Annotated in this window: 15 protein-coding genes; 5 read left to right on the forward strand and 10 right to left on the reverse strand. The window is 41.7% G+C overall.

The features are described from left to right. Positions 1-14: 14 nt before the first annotated feature. The 10 genes from NDQ71_RS15050 to rsmD form a co-directional block, all read right to left on the reverse strand. On the reverse strand, positions 15-833 hold the full coding sequence (locus NDQ71_RS15050) for a class I SAM-dependent methyltransferase (protein ID WP_301561784.1): 819 nt from the start codon (positions 831-833) through the stop codon (positions 15-17). Between the two features lie 107 nt (positions 834-940). Then, on the reverse strand, positions 941-2,527 hold the full coding sequence (purH, locus tag NDQ71_RS15055) for a bifunctional phosphoribosylaminoimidazolecarboxamide formyltransferase/IMP cyclohydrolase (RefSeq protein ID WP_192542434.1): 1,587 nt from the start codon (positions 2,525-2,527) through the stop codon (positions 941-943). 190 nt (positions 2,528-2,717) lie between these two features. Beyond that, positions 2,718-3,008, reverse strand: coding sequence for a DNA-binding transcriptional regulator Fis (gene fis / locus NDQ71_RS15060; RefSeq protein ID WP_002957804.1), 291 nt, complete (start codon positions 3,006-3,008; stop codon positions 2,718-2,720). A 20-nt stretch (positions 3,009-3,028) separates the two neighbouring features. Further along, positions 3,029-4,000, reverse strand: a complete 972-nt coding sequence (dusB, locus tag NDQ71_RS15065) for a tRNA dihydrouridine synthase DusB (RefSeq protein ID WP_192542447.1) — start codon at positions 3,998-4,000, stop codon at positions 3,029-3,031. A 282-nt stretch (positions 4,001-4,282) separates the two neighbouring features. Beyond that, entirely contained in the window at positions 4,283-5,164 is an 882-nt protein-coding gene (prmA, locus tag NDQ71_RS15070; protein WP_064665444.1) for a 50S ribosomal protein L11 methyltransferase, read from the reverse strand. Between the two features lie 71 nt (positions 5,165-5,235). After that, positions 5,236-7,077: an RNA polymerase sigma factor RpoD gene (rpoD, locus tag NDQ71_RS15075; protein WP_192542433.1), complete on the reverse strand. Its 1,842-nt coding sequence runs from the start codon at positions 7,075-7,077 to the stop codon at positions 5,236-5,238. Between the two features lie 124 nt (positions 7,078-7,201). After that, on the reverse strand, positions 7,202-8,953 hold the full coding sequence (gene dnaG, locus NDQ71_RS15080; RefSeq protein ID WP_064665903.1) for a DNA primase: 1,752 nt from the start codon (positions 8,951-8,953) through the stop codon (positions 7,202-7,204). Positions 8,954-9,102: 149 nt separating this feature from the next. Then, positions 9,103-9,549, reverse strand: a complete 447-nt coding sequence (locus NDQ71_RS15085; RefSeq protein ID WP_054203056.1) for a GatB/YqeY domain-containing protein — start codon at positions 9,547-9,549, stop codon at positions 9,103-9,105. 20 nt (positions 9,550-9,569) lie between these two features. Then, positions 9,570-9,785 (reverse strand): 30S ribosomal protein S21, encoded by a 216-nt coding sequence (rpsU, locus tag NDQ71_RS15090; RefSeq protein ID WP_002957797.1) that lies wholly within the window; start codon positions 9,783-9,785, stop codon positions 9,570-9,572. A gap of 163 nt (positions 9,786-9,948) precedes the next feature. Then, positions 9,949-10,548, reverse strand: coding sequence for a 16S rRNA (guanine(966)-N(2))-methyltransferase RsmD (gene rsmD / locus NDQ71_RS15095; protein WP_192542432.1), 600 nt, complete (start codon positions 10,546-10,548; stop codon positions 9,949-9,951). A gap of 212 nt (positions 10,549-10,760) precedes the next feature. Here rsmD and ftsY point away from each other — a divergent pair, with 212 nt between their 5' ends. The 5 genes from ftsY (at position 10,761) to NDQ71_RS15120 (ending at position 16,983) form a co-directional block, all read left to right on the forward strand. Then, complete coding sequence (ftsY, locus tag NDQ71_RS15100) at positions 10,761-12,599, forward strand: signal recognition particle-docking protein FtsY (protein ID WP_301561785.1); 1,839 nt, start codon at positions 10,761-10,763, stop codon at positions 12,597-12,599. A gap of 52 nt (positions 12,600-12,651) precedes the next feature. Continuing rightward, positions 12,652-13,329, forward strand: coding sequence for a cell division ATP-binding protein FtsE (gene ftsE / locus NDQ71_RS15105; protein ID WP_064665448.1), 678 nt, complete (start codon positions 12,652-12,654; stop codon positions 13,327-13,329). Beyond that, on the forward strand, positions 13,326-14,312 hold the full coding sequence (gene ftsX, locus NDQ71_RS15110; RefSeq protein ID WP_301561786.1) for a permease-like cell division protein FtsX: 987 nt from the start codon (positions 13,326-13,328) through the stop codon (positions 14,310-14,312). The genes ftsE and ftsX overlap by 4 nt, the downstream gene beginning before the upstream one ends. A gap of 232 nt (positions 14,313-14,544) precedes the next feature. Next, positions 14,545-15,408, forward strand: a complete 864-nt coding sequence (gene rpoH / locus NDQ71_RS15115; protein WP_192542429.1) for an RNA polymerase sigma factor RpoH — start codon at positions 14,545-14,547, stop codon at positions 15,406-15,408. Between the two features lie 465 nt (positions 15,409-15,873). Next, positions 15,874-16,983, forward strand: coding sequence for a hypothetical protein (locus tag NDQ71_RS15120; RefSeq protein ID WP_301561787.1), 1,110 nt, complete (start codon positions 15,874-15,876; stop codon positions 16,981-16,983). The last annotated feature ends 369 nt before the right edge of the window (positions 16,984-17,352 follow it).

Consider the following 17,352-nt stretch of genomic DNA (forward strand, 5'->3'; position numbering starts at 1 on the left):
GGCGAATATCCTATTTAAAGCGGTTTTTTAAATTTCAGCGTCATGCGGTCGCTTTCACCAATGGCTTTATATTTAGCGGCATCTTGCTCGCCAAGTCTAAGGCTTGGTGGAAGGGTCCATACACCCTTAGGGTGATCGGCTGTATCAAGTGAGTTTGCATTTATGTCACTGCTTGCTGCCAGTTCAAAGCCTGCTTGTTTAGCAAGTTCGATTACTACGCTTTGCTTCATATAACCTGATGACTTTTGCATTTCATCAGCTTGCGCTTCAGGTAGGCGATGCTCAACCACACCTAAAGTGCCACCTGGTTTAAGTGTTTTGTAAAAAGACTTAAAGGCATTAGCTGCGGCGTCTTTATCTTTGCTCATATACCAATTATGTACATTGCGGAAAGTTAACACCATGTCTGCGCTGCCCGCAGGTGCAATGTCTAAATGTGTTGAAGGGGCAAATTCAGTGATTTTTACTTTACTGAATCGCTCATCTTCGGCGACTTTCTGTTTAAAGCCAGCGAGTGAACGTTGATAGTAGCCAACCGATGAATCAGCAGGAAAGTGGGCAGCATAATAGGTGCCTTGCTCTTTCAGTGCTGGCGCTAAAATTTCACTGTACCAGCCGCCGCCTGGCGCAATCTCAACCACTGTCATTGTTGGCTTTAGGCCAAAAAACTCGAGGGTTTCAACAGGGTGGCGATATTGGTCACGTTCAGTGTTTCTCTCACTTGCTTTAACGGCTTGAGCAACGGCTGAACTTTGGCCATGATCATGAGCAAGTACTAGCGTTGAGCTCATAGCAAGGGTAGCAACCAGTAGTGTTTTTAGTGCAAATTTCATCGTCTGTTCCTTCACATTATAATTTTATAGCGGTTATAGAATAAGCAGAATACGTGAATTTGGTGCAAACAAAAAGAGCTAACTTATACAGTTAGCTCTTTGTGTGATTAGTGGCGGAAGTGACGCATGCCAGTAAACACCATTGCCATGCCAGCTTCGTCAGCAGCGGCGATAACTTCTTCATCGCGCATTGAACCACCTGGTTGGATCACAGCAGTAATACCAGCCTCTGCAGCTGCATCAATACCATCACGGAATGGGAAGAATGCATCAGACGCCATTACTGAACCTTTCACTTCAAGGTTTTCATCAGCAGCTTTAATACCAGCAATTTTAGCTGAGTAAACACGGCTCATTTGGCCTGCGCCTACACCAATTGTCATACCATCACGGGCATAAACAATAGCGTTTGATTTAACAAACTTAGCCACTTTCCAGCAGAATAATAAGTCTTTAAGTTCTTGCTCTGTAGGTTGGCGCTTAGAGACAACTTTTAAGTCGCCTTGCGTAACCATACCTAAATCGCGATCTTGAATTAATACACCGCCATTAACACGCTTAATGTCATGGCCTGTGCCTTTAGCAGAGAATTCACCACATTCTAATAAACGCACATTTTGCTTTGCAGATACGATTTGTGCTGCGGCTTCTGATACTTTAGGTGCAATGATCACTTCAACGAATTGACGCGATACGATCGCTTCAGCAGTGTCTGCATCAAGCTCTTGGTTAAAGGCAATAATGCCACCAAATGCTGATGTAGGATCTGTTTTGAATGCACGGTCATAGGCTTCAAGAATGTTTTCACCGATTGACACACCACAAGGGTTTGCATGTTTTACAATAACACAGGCCGGTACATCGAATTCTTTAACGCACTCTAAGGCTGCATCAGTGTCAGCAATGTTGTTAAACGACAATGCTTTACCTTGAAGCTGTACGGCGGTTGCAACAGACGCTTCTTGCACGTCGTTTTCAACATAAAACGCCGCGTCTTGGTGTGAATTTTCACCGTAGCGCATGTCTTGTTTTTTAGTGAACTGCATATTGATAGTGCGTGGGAATTTAGTTTCCTCAGCCGCTTCATCCGTGTAGTCAGCAACCATTTTACCGAAGTAGTTAGCAATCATGCCATCGTACTGCGCCGTGTGCTCGTAAGCGGCAATGGCTAGATCAAAACGTGTTTTGTATGTAGTTGAACCATTGTTGCTTTGCATTTCGCTGATCACGCGCTCGTAATCTTTGGCGTTTACTACAATAGTCACGTCTTTGTGGTTTTTAGCCGCGGCACGCACCATCGTTGGGCCGCCGATATCAATGTTCTCAATGGCATCTTCAAGGCTGCAGTTTTCTTGAGCGACTGTATTCGCAAAGGGGTATAAGTTAACTACAACAATATCGATAGCTGAGATGTTATGAGCGTCCATGACGCCTTCATCTTGACCACGACGCGCTAAAATGCCGCCATGAATTTTTGGATGAAGAGTTTTTACGCGACCATCCATGATCTCAGGGTGACCTGTGTGGTCAGATACTTCAGTGACTTTAATGCCGTTATCAGCAAGTAATTTACAAGTACCGCCAGTTGATAAAAGTTCGACACCTTGTGATTCAAGTGAACGAGCAAATTCAACGATACCGGTTTTATCTGACACACTTAGTAGTGCGCGACGAATTGGACGATGTGTATCCATTGTAGTTTGATTACCTCAGTGTTTGAGCTAGCTTAGAAAGGCGCTATTTTAACTGAATATCGCTTAAAAAACGATGTTTAAAGAGTGAGGATTTTGCAATTAGCCGCTTTTTTGAGGGTTTTTAAAGAGATAAAAAAAGCACCCGAAGGTGCTTTTTCAAACGAATGTTGTGATAAATCACAACATCGTATCAGTTCATGCCGTATTTCTTTAGTTTCTTACGTAAAGTACCGCGGTTGATACCTAGTAAGATTGCCGCACGTGTTTGGTTGCCACGTGTGTAAGTCATTACTTCTTCAAGTAATGGTGCTTCTAGCTCTGAAAGAACAAGGTCGTAAACGTCTTGCACATCTTGACCGTTAAGCTGTTTTAAATAGTGATGAACAGCTTTCTTCACTGCATCGCGTAATGGCTGCGGTTTCTCGTGTGACTGAACATGAGGGTTAGTGATAAATGGAGAAGTCACGTTTTGTTCGAACATTGTTTATATCTCTTTCTTTCTTAGTTAGCTGCTAGTGTTTTAAAGTATTGCTCTAATGTCTCGATTTGTGCCTGTGGATTATCGAGAGCATTAAATACTCGCCTAAACTGACCGTCACTGTCATGGGTTTGCAAATACCAAGATACATGTTTGCGAGCGATGCGCGCTCCCATTGGTTCGCCGTAAAACGCATGAAGGTTCACTAAGTGTTCCATCAAAATACCACGTACTTCCTCAATTGGAGGCACAGGTAAGTGTTCACCGGTTCGCAAATAGTGGTCTATCTCCCTAAAAATCCAAGGGCGACCTTGGGCGGCTCGACCAATCATAATGGCATCTGCACCCGTATAGTCCAAAACCTGTTTTGCTTTTTCAGCAGATGTAATATCGCCATTTGCAACCACAGGTATCGACACTGAACGTTTAATATCCCTAATAGTGGCGTATTCAGCTTCACCTTTGTACATACATGCGCGTGTACGCCCATGTACGGCCAATGAAGCTATGCCATAACGTTCAGCTATTCTCGCAATCTCAACACCGTTACGGTTGTCCTGATCCCATCCAGTACGGATTTTCAGTGTTACAGGTACATCAACAGCGCTAACCACCGCATCTATAATCTCTTCCACTAAACCAGGAAACTGTAACAGGGCGGAGCCTGCGAGTTTCTTGTTCACTTTCTTAGCTGGGCACCCCATATTAATATCTATGATCTGTGCACCATTACTTACATTGAATTGTGCAGCCTGAGCCATAAGCTCAGGATCAGCTCCTGCGATTTGCACCGCACGTATTCCCGATTCACCACTATGATCCATACGGTTCATCGATTTCTCGGTTTTCCATACCAAAGGATTTGACGAGAGCATTTCAGACACGGCAAGCCCCGCACCTAAGCGGCGACAAAGTTGTCTAAATGGTCTATCAGTAATTCCCGCCATTGGCGCTACAATTACATTGTTCTCTAATTGGTATGTTCCGATACGCACTGTATTCAATAGGCCTCTTTTCAAGGGGCGCTAAGTTTACGGTTTTTTTTGCAAAAATCAAAGGCTATAAATTGAACAAAAGTGACTTTTTTTTGACTTTTGCGTATTGACATTTGATAACAGTTTGACGAAAGGCTTTATTTGTCTGAATTTTATACAGAGCTAATTTTCGTCAAGAAAATCATTCTGCATAACAGTGTGTAAATAATAGGTAAAGCCTGTTAATGGCAGGCTTTACCTAACGATTTTGAGTTAATACTCTAAATCACTAAAGTGTGCCGATTATGCGTTTTTAACACCGCTTACGCGAGTCCATTCACCTTCAACAGCTATCTCATCTAAGGCTAAAAATGGCGCATAAACATCGGCAACTGACTGTGCTTGCTCTTCTAAAATACCTGACATGGCAATTTTACCACCAGGTTTTAGCAAGCCTAATATCACACTGTGTAATTCACGTAACGGCGCCGCTAAAATATTGGCAACCACGATATCAGCAGTAAACTCTGGCTGATTTTCTGGCAGGTATACTTCTAGCTTATCGGCAACGCCATTACGCTGTGCGTTATCAAGGCTGGCTTCAAGGGCTTGAGGGTCGATATCTATACCGATCATGCGCTCAGCACCGAGCTTGATAGCTGCAATGCCTAAAATGCCTGAGCCACAACCAAAGTCGACCACAGTTTTACCGGTTAAGTCTTGGCTTTCCAGCCACTTTAAACACAGTGCCGTGGTGGCATGAGTACCAGTACCAAACGCAAGGCCGGGATCGAGCAATACATTGACTGCATCAGGATCAGGAATATCGCGCCAGCTTGGACAAATCCACAGTTTTTCACCAAATTGGATAGGGTGGAAGTTATCCATCCATTCACGTTCCCAGTCTTTATCTTCAAGCTGTTCTATTTTGTACACTAAGGTATCTTTTAGCTCGTCATGGCGCTTTAATAAAGCAACGACTGCATTCATATCGTGGTTAGCTTCGAATAGACCAATCACTGTAGTATCAGCCCAAAACACCACAGTGCCGATTTTTGGTTCGTAAATAGGGGTGTCTTTAGCATCAATAAAGGTAACAGACGCACTGCCTGCCTCCATTAATAAGTCACTTACTGCATCAGCGGTTGCTGCGTTGGCATTGATACGGATTTGGATCCAAGCCATGATTATTTCCTTGAAATAGAAAAAAGGCCGCTACAGCGGCCTTTTAGGTTATTACATGTATTAGTTGCTAATTACTTAGCATCTAAGAAGCTTTTTAGTAAGTCTGAACGTGAAGGGTGGCGTAACTTACGCAGTGCCTTCGCTTCGATTTGACGAATACGCTCACGCGTTACGTCAAACTGCTTACCTACTTCTTCTAGGGTATGGTCGGTATTCATATCGATACCAAAACGCATACGTAATACTTTAGCTTCACGGGCTGTTAAGCCAGCAAGCACATCGTTGGTAGCGCCACGAAGAGATTCCATTGTTGCCGAGTCGATTGGCGAATCAATAGTGGTATCTTCGATAAAGTCACCTAAATGCGAATCTTCATCATCACCGATTGGCGTTTCCATTGAAATTGGCTCTTTAGCAATCTTAAGTACCTTACGGATTTTATCCTCAGGCATCATCATGCGCTCTGCTAATTCTTCTGGATTTGGCTCACGACCCATTTCTTGCAGCATTTGACGCGAAATACGATTAAGTTTGTTAATCGTTTCAATCATATGCACCGGAATACGGATTGTACGCGCTTGGTCGGCGATAGAGCGGGTGATTGCTTGACGGATCCACCACGTAGCATAAGTTGAGAACTTATAACCACGGCGATATTCAAACTTATCAACAGCTTTCATCAAACCAATGTTACCTTCTTGGATCAAGTCCAAGAATTGTAAACCACGGTTGGTATATTTTTTAGCAATTGAGATCACAAGACGTAAGTTAGCTTCAACCATTTCTTTTTTCGCACGGCGCGCTTTTGCTTCACCAATGCTCATACGACGGTTGATGTCTTTAATACGCTCAATGCTTAAACCTGTGCTTTCTTCAATAACACGTAGTTTATTGATACAACGAATGATCTCTGGTTTGATTTCGTCTAATTTTGCTGAGTATTTTTCATTCGCAGCAATTTCATGGTCAATCCATGCGGTATCTGTTTCGTTGTTAGCAAAATGCTTAACAAAGGTTTTCTTTGGTAATTTTGCAATTTGTACAGCTTGCTTCATGACGATACGTTCTTGAACACGAACTCTATCCATCATTTCGCGCATGTTATTAACCATGCGGTCAAACTGTTTTGGCACTAATTTAAAGGTTCTGAACAGTTCACCAATTTCAAAAATCGCTGCTTGCGACTCAGGGTGTGAACGGCCTTTACTTTCAAATGTATCGCGTGCTTTATTATAAAGATCACGAAGATTTTCAAAGTGAACACGCGCCTCTTCAGGATCTGGGCCAGTATCTACTTCTTCTTCATCTTCATCATCGCTATCTGCATCATCGTCGTCTTCATCATCAAGCTCTTTTTCGCTTAATTCAGAGCCAATGTGCGTAGCTGAAATTGGGGCTTCATCTGCATTAGGATCAAAGAAACCAGAGATAATGTCGCTTAAGCGCATCTCTTCTGCTTCAAATTTATCCCATTGCTCTAGCAGGTATGTAATTGCTTCAGGGTATTCAGCAACCGAGATTTGTACTTGGTTGATGCCTTCTTCAATACGCTTAGCGATAACGATTTCGCCTTCACGGGTAAGCAGTTCAACAGTACCCATTTCACGCATATACATACGAACCGGATCAGTAGTACGGCCGATTTCTTTATCTACAGTAGCAAGCGCAGCGGCTGCAGCTTCTGCTGCGTCTTCATCTGTTGTCGTTTCTTGCATCATCAATTCATCGGCATCAGGCGCATTTTCGCTAACCTTGATACCCATATCATTGATCATACTAATGATATCTTCTACTTGATCTGAATCGATAATATCTTGTGGAAGGTGATCATTAACTTCTGCAAAAGTTAAGTAACCTTGCTCTTTACCTTTTTGAATCAGAAGTTTTAATTGTGACTGAGGAGTTGGATCCATAGAGATTGTTTCTTCCACTCTGATAAGTTGATACAACAGGCGCCAGCTTGCTTATCTATTAAGCCAAGCTAAGTATTATTTGACGCAGTGAATAGCACAGTATAACAGCATAAATCGTTTTTGACTAGTTGTTAGTGCCTTTTAAAGCTTGCGTTAATAGGTGACATTCGAGTCGTTCTTCACTATTTAAGCCTTGTGTCTTGTCTTTTATTAATAGGGTCTCGAGTCGATAATTTAAACACTGATCTTCAATAAATTTGAAAGTATTTTTAAATTCGGCTTCTAAACGGTCGTCGCCAATCTCATGTCGCCAAGTAGCCAGCTTGATCAACGCTTCATATTCTGGCGTTTCGCGAAATGACTCAAGCAATTGCGCAGTGGTTATTGGTGATTTTTGTAATGCGTAATGCTGCAAACGAATAAGTAACTCAATCCCAGCAATATTCATTTGTGCTAAATCAGGCAAATAGGGCACGGCATGTGCTAAATTTGGGTGCTGGATCAGTAAGCCTATAGCGCGGCGCATTGGCGTTATTTTAAACTTACGTTCAATAGAGTGCTGTTGCTTAGGGGTTTTTAGGCGGTTATTAAGTTGCTCTTTAGTGCGACCAATTAAGCGTCCTAAATGTTCTAATAGATTTTCTTGGTAAAACTCGCTAGGAATTTTTTCAACTAACGGCAATACCGCACTGAGTAACTTGGCTTTTCCTGCATCAGTGGTTAAATCAATTTCTTGGCTAAGTTTATTGAACAGCACTTTGGTAAAGTCATCGGCGGAAGCTAAGCGTTGTTCAAAGGCCTCTTTGCCTTCTTTTTGCACCAGCGAATCAGGGTCTTCACCATCAGGTAAAAACACAAATTGTAACGCTTTGCCGTCATTTAAGTAAGGTAGGGCATTTTCAAGTGCACGCCATGCGGCATCACGACCAGCACGATCGCCATCGTAACAGCAAATAACGCGGTCTGTGGTTCTAAACAGAGTATGCATATGTTCAGCTGTAGTGGCTGTACCAAGTGCTGCAACCGCGTATTCAATACCTTGCTCGCTTAGTGCCACCACATCCATATAGCCTTCAACGATGAGTACATGGTCGAGCTTTTTGTGTGCTTGTTTAGCCTCATACAGGCCATAAAGTTCAAAGCCTTTATGAAATATACGGGTTTCTGGCGAGTTTAAATATTTAGGCCCTTGATCCGCTTGCATCACGCGGCCACCAAAGGCAATAACACGACCCCGTTTATCACGGATTGGGAACATTAAGCGATCACGGAAAAAGTCAAACTGGCGGCCAGGCGTTTTCTCTGAGGCCAATTTAAGCTCAACAAGCTGCTCTTTTTGTTCTTTATTACGGCCAAGCTGTTGGCATAGGCCTTCCCATTCACTGGGGGCATAGCCGATCATAAACTTTTTAACCGTTTCACCACTTAGGCCACGGCCTTTTACATAGTCGATTACGGTTGCAGAATTAGCATGGTGCTTTAATTGATGTTGGTAAAAACGCGCACTGTGCAGCATTAAATCGTAATCCGAGCGTTTTTGTTCTGCGGTACGCTCGGGACCATTGCTGCTACCTTGCTCTCTAGGTACATCTAAATTGAGAATACTGGCAAGTTCTTCAATGGCATCAACAAACTCTAGTTTATCGTATTCCATAACAAATGAAATTGCATTGCCGTTGGCGCCACAGCCAAAGCAATGGTAAAACTGTTTGTCTTGTGAAACGGTAAATGATGGCGATTTTTCATTGTGAAAAGGGCAGCAGGCTTGGTAATCTTTGCCCGCTTTTTTTAAGCCAACTTTGGAGTCAATTAGCTCAACAATATCGGTTCTGGCAAGTAAGTCATCTATAAAGTTACGTGGGATCTTTCCAGCCATTAGTAAAGTCTAGTCCTGAGATAAATAGAAAAAGGTTTAGTTCTACAAACTTAGATTTGAACACAAATGCTATTTTTATTAAAGCTAAAAACGAAGAAACCGAGCACATGGCTCGGTTTGCTTAAATCATACATCTGTATGTGGGAGTATTAGGCAGTTAATCGTTGCTTAATTAAACCTGAGATTTTACCTAAATCGGCGCGACCTTCAGCTTTGCTTTTGATTATACCCATTACTTTGCCCATGTCTTGCATACCGGCTGCGTTTGTATCAGCAATAGCCGCATCAATGAGAGCTATGATTTCATCTTCACTCAATTGTTGAGGTAAAAATTCTTCAAGAGCTGTAATTTCATTGGCTTCAATTTCGGCTAAATCTTCACGGCCAGCATCAGTATACTGAGTGTAAGAGTCACGGCGTTGTTTAACAAGCTTCACTAATACTGCGGTAATACCGTCATCATCAAGTGTTATTTGCTCGTCAATCTCACGCTGCTTGATTGCAGCAAGTACCATACGAATTGGGTTAAGACGTTGTTTGTCTTTCGCTCGCATCGCATCTTTTTGCGCATCTTTTAGCTTTATTAAAAGGCTCATTTATACAAGACCAATACTGATCAATATAATTTAACGCGACGTGCGTTATCGCGAGAAAGCTTCTTCATGTGACGCTTAACCGCCGCAGCTTTTTTACGCTTACGCTCAGCTGTTGGCTTTTCATAGTGCTCGCGACGACGAACTTCTGAAAGGATACCTGCTTTTTCACATGAACGCTTGAAGCGACGAAGTGCTACGTCAAACGGTTCGTTCTCTCTTACTTTAATTACTGGCATTAAAAATTCACCTACCTAAATAATGAGCGTTGCTCAAGTTGATCAAACAATGATCAAGTGGTTCAAAAATGGTGCAGTATTGTAATCCGAAGCCACACCACATGTAAAGGATAAATATAGTCTGTTCCAACAGGAAACCGAAAATATTTGTATGTTACTAATTTTACTGTAATTCATAGAGGCGGGATAATACTTGTCCAGCCGCTTTCTCTTTTAATAACAGCCAATTGCTAGGCGTTTGTAATGGCTGCAAGTCGCTTTCTACTTCAACATAAATCAAGGCATTTTTATCTAACCAAGCATTTTCTGTGAGTAAATCACAGCATTGTTGTGCTAAACCTTGGCGAAATGGCGGGTCAATAAACACTAAATTATACTGCTGTTGCTGTGGGTTTTTGCTTAAATGCAACAAACTATCAGTACACACAACCTCTGCATTAGTAAGTTTTAAGGCATCTATATTGGCTTTTAATTGTGATGCTGCGAGTTTATCCATCTCTAAAAAACAGGCTGAGTGAGCAAATCGCGACAGCGCTTCAAAACCTAACCCACCTGAGCCTGCAAAACAATCGAGCACTTTAGCATCGCGGGTATCTTGCATTAACCAGTTAAATACCGTTTCTTTTATACGGTCAGTGGTTGGGCGTAGGCCTTGCACATCTTTTACTGGTAATTTACGGCCACGAAATTGCCCGCTGATTATCCTAATAACGCCATCATTGGCTTTATTACTCATTTGTTTTTGTGGTGATTTATTTCTCATTTAGCTCACTAAAAAATGGTATCTAGAATCTAGCTCAGATAATATTGCACTCATATAGCAGCGTGTCATTTTTCAACTGCACTAAAAGTGTTACTATGAGCGTCTTAGACAATATATTGTGATTATGAGCGGCTTGGCTTTAATGTAAAGCAGCGAATTCACAAATTATTACCGTTAGTTTATCAGATTTTTATAAGTGGTTATTAGCAAGTATGGCAAAAAAAAGTAAATTCCTGTCTTGGTTCGGCTTTGGTAAGTCAGATAAAAATCAACAAACAGAGCAAAACACTGAAGCTGAGCGTTTAGAGCAAGAGCGCATTGTGGCAGAAAAGGCCGAAGCTGAGCGTGCAGAACAACAGCGCATTGCCGCAGAAAAGGCAGAAGCTGAGCGTGTAGAGCAACAGCGCATTGCTGCAGAAAAGGCTGAAGCTGAGCGTTTAGAGCAACAGCGTATTGCCGCAGAAAAAGCAGAAGCAGAGCGTGTAGCGATTGCAAATGCTGAATTAGCTGCGGCCGAAAAAGCAGAGCAGCAACGCCGCGATGAAGCCGCTCGTTTAGCTCAGCAACAAGAGGCAATGCAACTAGAACAAGAGCGGCAAGCTGCCGAGCAAGCGCAACGTGAAGCCGAACGTATTGCAGCAGAAAAGGCTGAGGCAGAGCGTGTAGAGCAAGAACGTATTGCTGCAGAGCAGGCGGAAGCTGAAAGTGTCGCAATTGCAGAAGCTGAATTAGCCGCAGCTGAGAAAGCAGAGCAAGAACAACAAGCAGCCGAGCAAGCGCAACGTGAAGCCGAACGTATTGCCGCTGAAAAGGCAGAAGCTGAGCGTACAGAACAAGAGCGTGTTGCCGCAGAGAAAGCAGAAGCCGAACGTGTAGAGCAACAACGACTTGCCGCAGAGAAAGCAGAAGCTGAGCGTATAGAACAACAACGACTTGCCACAGAGCAAGCAGAAGCCGAGCGTGTAGAGCAACAGCGCATTGCCGCAGAGCAGGCAGAAGCCGAACGTGCAGAGCAACAGCGTATTGCTGCAGAAGAGGCGGAAGCTGAACGTGTAGAGCAAGAGCGATTAACAGCAGAGCTGGCTGCTGAGGAAGCTAAAACAGCTGAAAAACCTAAAAAAGAAGGCTTTTTTGCGCGTCTTAAAAAAGGCCTATTAAAAACCAAAGTAAACTTAGGTTCTGGCTTTGCATCGATTTTCACCGGTAAGAAAATTGATGATGAATTATTTGAAGATCTTGAAACCCAGCTATTAACAGCCGACTTAGGTGTTGATACCACCATGAAGCTGATTGATCGTCTTATAGATGCCGCTGACCGTAAGCAATTAAAAGATGGTGACGCGCTGTATGAGCTAATGAAGCAAGAAATGGCTGCGATGCTTAAAACAGCCGAACAACCATTGGAAATTCCAGCAGATAAAAAGCCATTTGTTATATTAATGGTGGGTGTTAACGGCGTTGGGAAAACCACCACCATTGGTAAACTTGCTAAACAATTTCAAGATCAAGGTAAGTCAGTCATGCTAGCGGCGGGTGATACCTTCCGTGCCGCTGCTGTTGAGCAATTACAAGTGTGGGGTGAGCGTAATAAAATCCCAGTAATCGCACAACATACCGGTGCCGACAGCGCCTCAGTGGTATTTGACGCATTTCAAGCTGCAAAAGCACGTAATATAGATGTATTAATTGCTGATACAGCTGGGCGCTTGCAAAATAAAGATAACCTAATGCAAGAGCTTGAAAAAATAGCTCGCGTGATGAAAAAAATCGATGCCGATGCGCCACACGAAGTGATGCTAACTATCGACGCTGGAACCGGGCAAAATGCTATTAGCCAAGTTAACTTATTCAATCAATGTGTTGGCCTTACTGGGATCACTTTGTCTAAGTTAGATGGGACAGCCAAAGGTGGGGTTATCTTCGCTGTGGCCGATAAATTTAATATTCCGATCCGCTATATTGGTGTGGGCGAAGGTATTGAAGATTTACGCGCATTTAATAGTAATGACTTCATTGATGCGCTATTTAGCCAAGATGAGGACGAAGTTTAACTTTCAAAAGGGAGCTTGCTCCCTTTTTAGCTGCGGATGATTGATAACTAAAATGATAAATTTTCAGCAAGTCAGTAAAACATATCCCGGTGGTCATCGAGCGCTGGAAAAAGTTAATTTTCATGTTAAACCAGGTGAACTCGCTTTTTTAACGGGCCACAGTGGCGCAGGTAAAAGTACCTTGCTTAAATTAATAAGCTTAATGGAACGCCCATCTGCGGGACACGTTTTCATTAATGGCGTTGATTTAAATGCAGTTAAATCGCGGCAAATACCGTATGTTCGTCGTGATATTGGGATTATCTTCCAAAACCATCGTTTATTAGAGCGTCACACTATTTTTGATAATGTTGCTTTGCCATTGATTATTGAGGGCACGCATCATAAGCAAATTGAAAAGCGTGTTCACGGTGCGCTGGACAAAGTTGGTTTGCTCGACAAAGTGAAATGCCACCCGTCAACACTCTCTGGTGGTGAACAACAGCGTGTTGGTATCGCCCGTGCAATCGTCAACTCTCCGCCACTATTACTTGCCGATGAGCCAACAGGTAATTTAGATCCTGAGCTTTCAATGGATATCTTACGGTTGTTTGAAGAGTTTAATAATCATGGCACTACAGTGCTTATTGCTACCCATGATTTAGGACTGATCTCACGGATGAAATACCGCAGCTTAACCTTAAAAGATGGCCGCATGAGCCAAGATCCATTGGCAGAGGCAACTCTATGAGCTTGTTATTTAAAGGCCGAAAAAGCCAAAATGAGCGTGCTAAAAAATCACTATTTGCAGCCGGCTATTTTTTTGTGCTGAATATTTTTCGCCAAGGCGTACATAGCCTAGGTGAAATGTGGCGTACACCCATGGCATCAATGATGACCATCGCGGTACTGGGGTTGAGTTTAACCTTGCCAGCAACCTTGTATTTAGTGGTTAAAAACGTGCAGCAAGTAAGTAGCGGCTTTGAAGAAGCGGCAGAAATATCATTATTTGTTAAAGAGTCTATGAGTGAGCAAGAAACACAAACGCTTGTTAAACGATTAGCACTGTATCCCGAAATAGACAATGTCAGCTTTATTTCAAAGCAAAATGCACTCATCGAATTTAAACAAGTATCCGGGTTTGGCCAAGCACTTGAGTATTTAGATAGCAATCCACTGCCAGATGTGGTGATTGTGACACCGACTTCTCGTCATCGTCAGCCTAACGCCGCGCAAGCATTATTAAAAAAGCTTGAAGCAGAGCGCGAAGTTGATTTTGGTAAATTAGATATTGCCTGGCTTGAGCGCTTAAATGCATTACTCAGCTTATTAAAAGAAAGCGTCATTACCATTGCCTTGCTATTACTAACATCGGTTACCTTGATCATCGGTAACACCATCCGCTTATCAATTATGGATAAAAAAGAAGAGATCCAAGTGATGAAATTAGTAGGCGCAACCAATACCTTTATTCATGCGCCATTTTTATGGACCGGGATTTGGTATGGTATTGTCGGTGGTTTGTTTGCATTTATATGCGTTGCTTTAATGATGTGGTGGCTTGGCTCTGCGGTATCAGAAGTGGCAGGCGTGTATCAAACGAGCTTTAACTTAATTGGTTTAAGTATAACTGAGTTTGGTGCTTTGGTATTGCTGGCAACCAGCTTAGGATTTATAGGCTCTTATTTATCGGTTAATCGTTACATTAAAGAAATCGAACCCGATAAAGTGTAACAATAGTTGTTTATAATCATTGATTAAGTTGGTTGTGGTGAAGAGCTTTACCATAACCAACTAACCAACTAAGCGCAAAGCTAGAATTCATCGCTTATTCAGGCGTTTAAAGTAGAATAAAAAAACACTAAAAAACCACTTGCTTCAATCTAAAAAAAGTTTTAAATTGAAGTTAGCACTCTAAGTAAAAGAGTGCTAAGATGGTTTCAAATGTTTATCACCGAGGTGAAAAATGAGTAAAGATTTATACGCAATGGCACTCACAGTTGGACAGCAAAGCGCAAGTATGGACGGCTACCTTCAAGCGGTAAGCACGATACCTATGCTAGGTGCTGAGCAAGAAAAAGAGTTGGCGACTCGCTTACAGGAAGATGGCGATCTTAACGCTGCAAAGCAACTCATCATGTCTCACCTTCGGTTTGTGGCACATATAGCGAAAGGCTATTCAGGCTACGGCTTACCACAAGCTGATTTGATCCAAGAAGGCAATATCGGCCTGATGAAAGCTGTAAAACGTTTCGACCCATCAGTGGGTGTACGTCTGGTTTCATTTGCAGTGCATTGGATAAAAGCTGAAATACACGAATTCGTACTGAAAAACTGGCGTATCGTAAAAGTTGCGACCACTAAAGCGCAACGTAAATTGTTCTTCAATCTTCGTAAGAACAAAAAACGTTTAGGTTGGTTTAACCAAGCTGAAGTTGCCACTGTAGCGAATGAGCTAGGTGTGAGTGAAAAAGAAGTACGTGAAATGGAATCGCGCATGAGCGGCCAAGACATGGGCTTTGATTTAACAGGTGACGACAGCGATGACGCACCAACAAGTACTTACTCACCGGTACAGTATTTAACTGATGGTTCTACAGACTTAGCTGATGACATTGAGCAGCAGCAATGGCAAGAACAGTCACACACGCGTTTATTTAGCGCATTAAAAACCCTAGATGAACGTTCGCAAGACATTGTTAGCGCTCGTTGGTTATCTGATGACAAGGCAACACTGCAAGAACTGGCTGAAAAATACAGCGTATCTGCAGAGCGTGTTCGTCAGCTAGAAAAAACAGCGATGAAAAAGCTACAAACAGCAATGAGCTAATATCAGCTTTGCAAAATTATTAAAGCCCTGCATGAAAATGCGGGGCTTTTTGCTTTAAGGGAAGCGATAAGTTTTAAGTGATAAGTTATAAGCACGATGAAAGTTTTAAGTGGCAAACGTGGCCAGCGTTATTTTCTTGCCCTGTTGCGAAACATTATAGAAAAGAGCTTTAAGTAAATTGGTCTAGAGGCACTGCGCTTTAAAATTATCAACCTAGGTTGGTTTGAGCGCGCAAATCCAACGAAAAATATCCAAACCTATAAACTACAAAGTTTTGACTTATTGACAGTTTTGAATATGCCCAGACTCGGCCGTTCGGCATCATAGTTTTCTGTATGTTAAAAAAGTAAAAAAATCTTGAATATTTGCACTAGATTATGTTGTCAAATTTTGGCGTATTTAATGCTTGCAAGAAATGAACTTCATAAAATGAGGTGGTTTAACTCATAATTTTAAAGGGAACTTATGATAAAAAATGTATTAATAGCGCTACTCTTCGGGTTGCTAGTTACTGGCTGTGGAGGGTCGAGTAGTAAAGGTACGGCGCAAGAAGATACTCCGATTGTTGATGGGGGGGATAATGGCCCCATTGTTGAAAATGTTCAGAATTTTGAAATTGACCTTCCTGTTTCTGAAATAACTTTAGATAAAATTGATGGGGTTTGGGTAAGTGGTCCGCATAGCACATTTACAAAAATTGATAACGAAGTTTTAGTATCTAACTCACTAAATGGTAATTTAATAAAATTAAATGAAGGGTATATTGAGTATAAACGTGAGCACCCTGAAATATCACCGACTTTTACAGCATTATCTTCTGAAAACTATTTGGCATTAGATGACTCTACCGAGGGGATTCAAGTATATACATACCACAATGATGTGTTTGATTTAGTATATGCGTCAGAAATACCTCCGTCTTCAATTTCACATTTACAGGCAAAAGGAAATTGCTTTTTCTGGAAGTCGAAAAGGGATGATGAAAGTACCTCCTCTATTGTTAAAACCTGTTCGAATGGTGGTGAGTTCGCTGACATAAAATTTTATACTACCAAGAATTTAATTAATGGTTTTTTATTACTTAATAATGGAACCGTGCTTGTACATGAAAGTTTAGATTCAGAATACAGTTTTAACCTTCTTGATAGCGCTGGTGTTAGTTTAGATAAGCTACACTACAAATATGATGGGGTTATTTCTTCATTTGATATGCAGGAATTGGATGGTTCAGTTTATTTGAGCGGTAGTGGTGGACTTTATAAAATCACAGCTCTAGAAACTGAACTTAAAGATTTAGGGTTGGTTATGTCGCTCTCAGGTACTACTGGGATGAATAATGAATTTGTTATTGCAGCACATAATAATAACTTGTTGTATTCTGTTGATGACTATATTTATTATATTACCATGGACGGAGGGGAGGTTAATAAAGTAACTAAAGCTAAAGTTAATTACGTGACAGGTACTTTATTTGTTGATGGGGACACTCTTGTTATACATTATGTACCATCTTTTGATGGCTCGGATTCATTGGGAATTGAAACTTTCTCGCTAAATAAATTTTATGAAAAATAAGTAACTGTCTTTTGTAGTTGGTTTGAAAGCCATGAAAATGGAGGCATGGTGTTTAGTTCTGTTGTTTTTAAGCGATTCATAAGATCACAAAACACCATGAATGTTCCCTCGCTTCCCACATTTTTTAATACTATTAATTCATTGATATATAAAAGACTAATTTTGGGGATATTTTAGCCAATTAATAATACTAAATTTAGCCTCTGACTTGGATCGTTCGCTAAGACTAATTAATCATAACCAATCTGTACTTAGACCAAAAGGTGATCAATAGTTTCACACAGCCTGAGCCGAAAGCGGACGTTTAAATAACTCAATCCTGCCTAAAAGGATTGAGTTGATTCATACATCTTCACTTTATAAATCAAA

It is taken from the genome of Pseudoalteromonas sp. KG3 (genome assembly GCF_030436385.1).
GTDB classification, from domain to species: domain Bacteria; phylum Pseudomonadota; class Gammaproteobacteria; order Enterobacterales; family Alteromonadaceae; genus Pseudoalteromonas; species Pseudoalteromonas prydzensis.

What these genes read in the sequence shown, in the direction of transcription:
- fis (WP_002957804.1), bottom strand. Translation starts at nt 3,008, where the DNA reads ATGTTCGAACAAAACGTGACTTCTCCATTTATCACTAACCCTCATGTT.
- rsmD (WP_192542432.1), bottom strand. Translation starts at nt 10,548, where the DNA reads ATGAGAAATAAATCACCACAAAAACAAATGAGTAATAAAGCCAATGAT.
- NDQ71_RS15050 (WP_301561784.1), bottom strand. Translation starts at nt 833, where the DNA reads ATGAAATTTGCACTAAAAACACTACTGGTTGCTACCCTTGCTATGAGC.
- rpoH (WP_192542429.1), top strand. Translation starts at nt 14,545, where the DNA reads ATGAGTAAAGATTTATACGCAATGGCACTCACAGTTGGACAGCAAAGC.
- ftsX (WP_301561786.1), top strand. Translation starts at nt 13,326, where the DNA reads ATGAGCTTGTTATTTAAAGGCCGAAAAAGCCAAAATGAGCGTGCTAAA.
- ftsE (WP_064665448.1), top strand. Translation starts at nt 12,652, where the DNA reads ATGATAAATTTTCAGCAAGTCAGTAAAACATATCCCGGTGGTCATCGA.
- purH (WP_192542434.1), bottom strand. Translation starts at nt 2,527, where the DNA reads ATGGATACACATCGTCCAATTCGTCGCGCACTACTAAGTGTGTCAGAT.
- ftsY (WP_301561785.1), top strand. Translation starts at nt 10,761, where the DNA reads ATGGCAAAAAAAAGTAAATTCCTGTCTTGGTTCGGCTTTGGTAAGTCA.
- prmA (WP_064665444.1), bottom strand. Translation starts at nt 5,164, where the DNA reads ATGGCTTGGATCCAAATCCGTATCAATGCCAACGCAGCAACCGCTGAT.
- NDQ71_RS15085 (WP_054203056.1), bottom strand. Translation starts at nt 9,549, where the DNA reads ATGAGCCTTTTAATAAAGCTAAAAGATGCGCAAAAAGATGCGATGCGA.
- NDQ71_RS15120 (WP_301561787.1), top strand. Translation starts at nt 15,874, where the DNA reads ATGATAAAAAATGTATTAATAGCGCTACTCTTCGGGTTGCTAGTTACT.
- rpsU (WP_002957797.1), bottom strand. Translation starts at nt 9,785, where the DNA reads ATGCCAGTAATTAAAGTAAGAGAGAACGAACCGTTTGACGTAGCACTT.
- rpoD (WP_192542433.1), bottom strand. Translation starts at nt 7,077, where the DNA reads ATGGATCCAACTCCTCAGTCACAATTAAAACTTCTGATTCAAAAAGGT.
- dnaG (WP_064665903.1), bottom strand. Translation starts at nt 8,953, where the DNA reads ATGGCTGGAAAGATCCCACGTAACTTTATAGATGACTTACTTGCCAGA.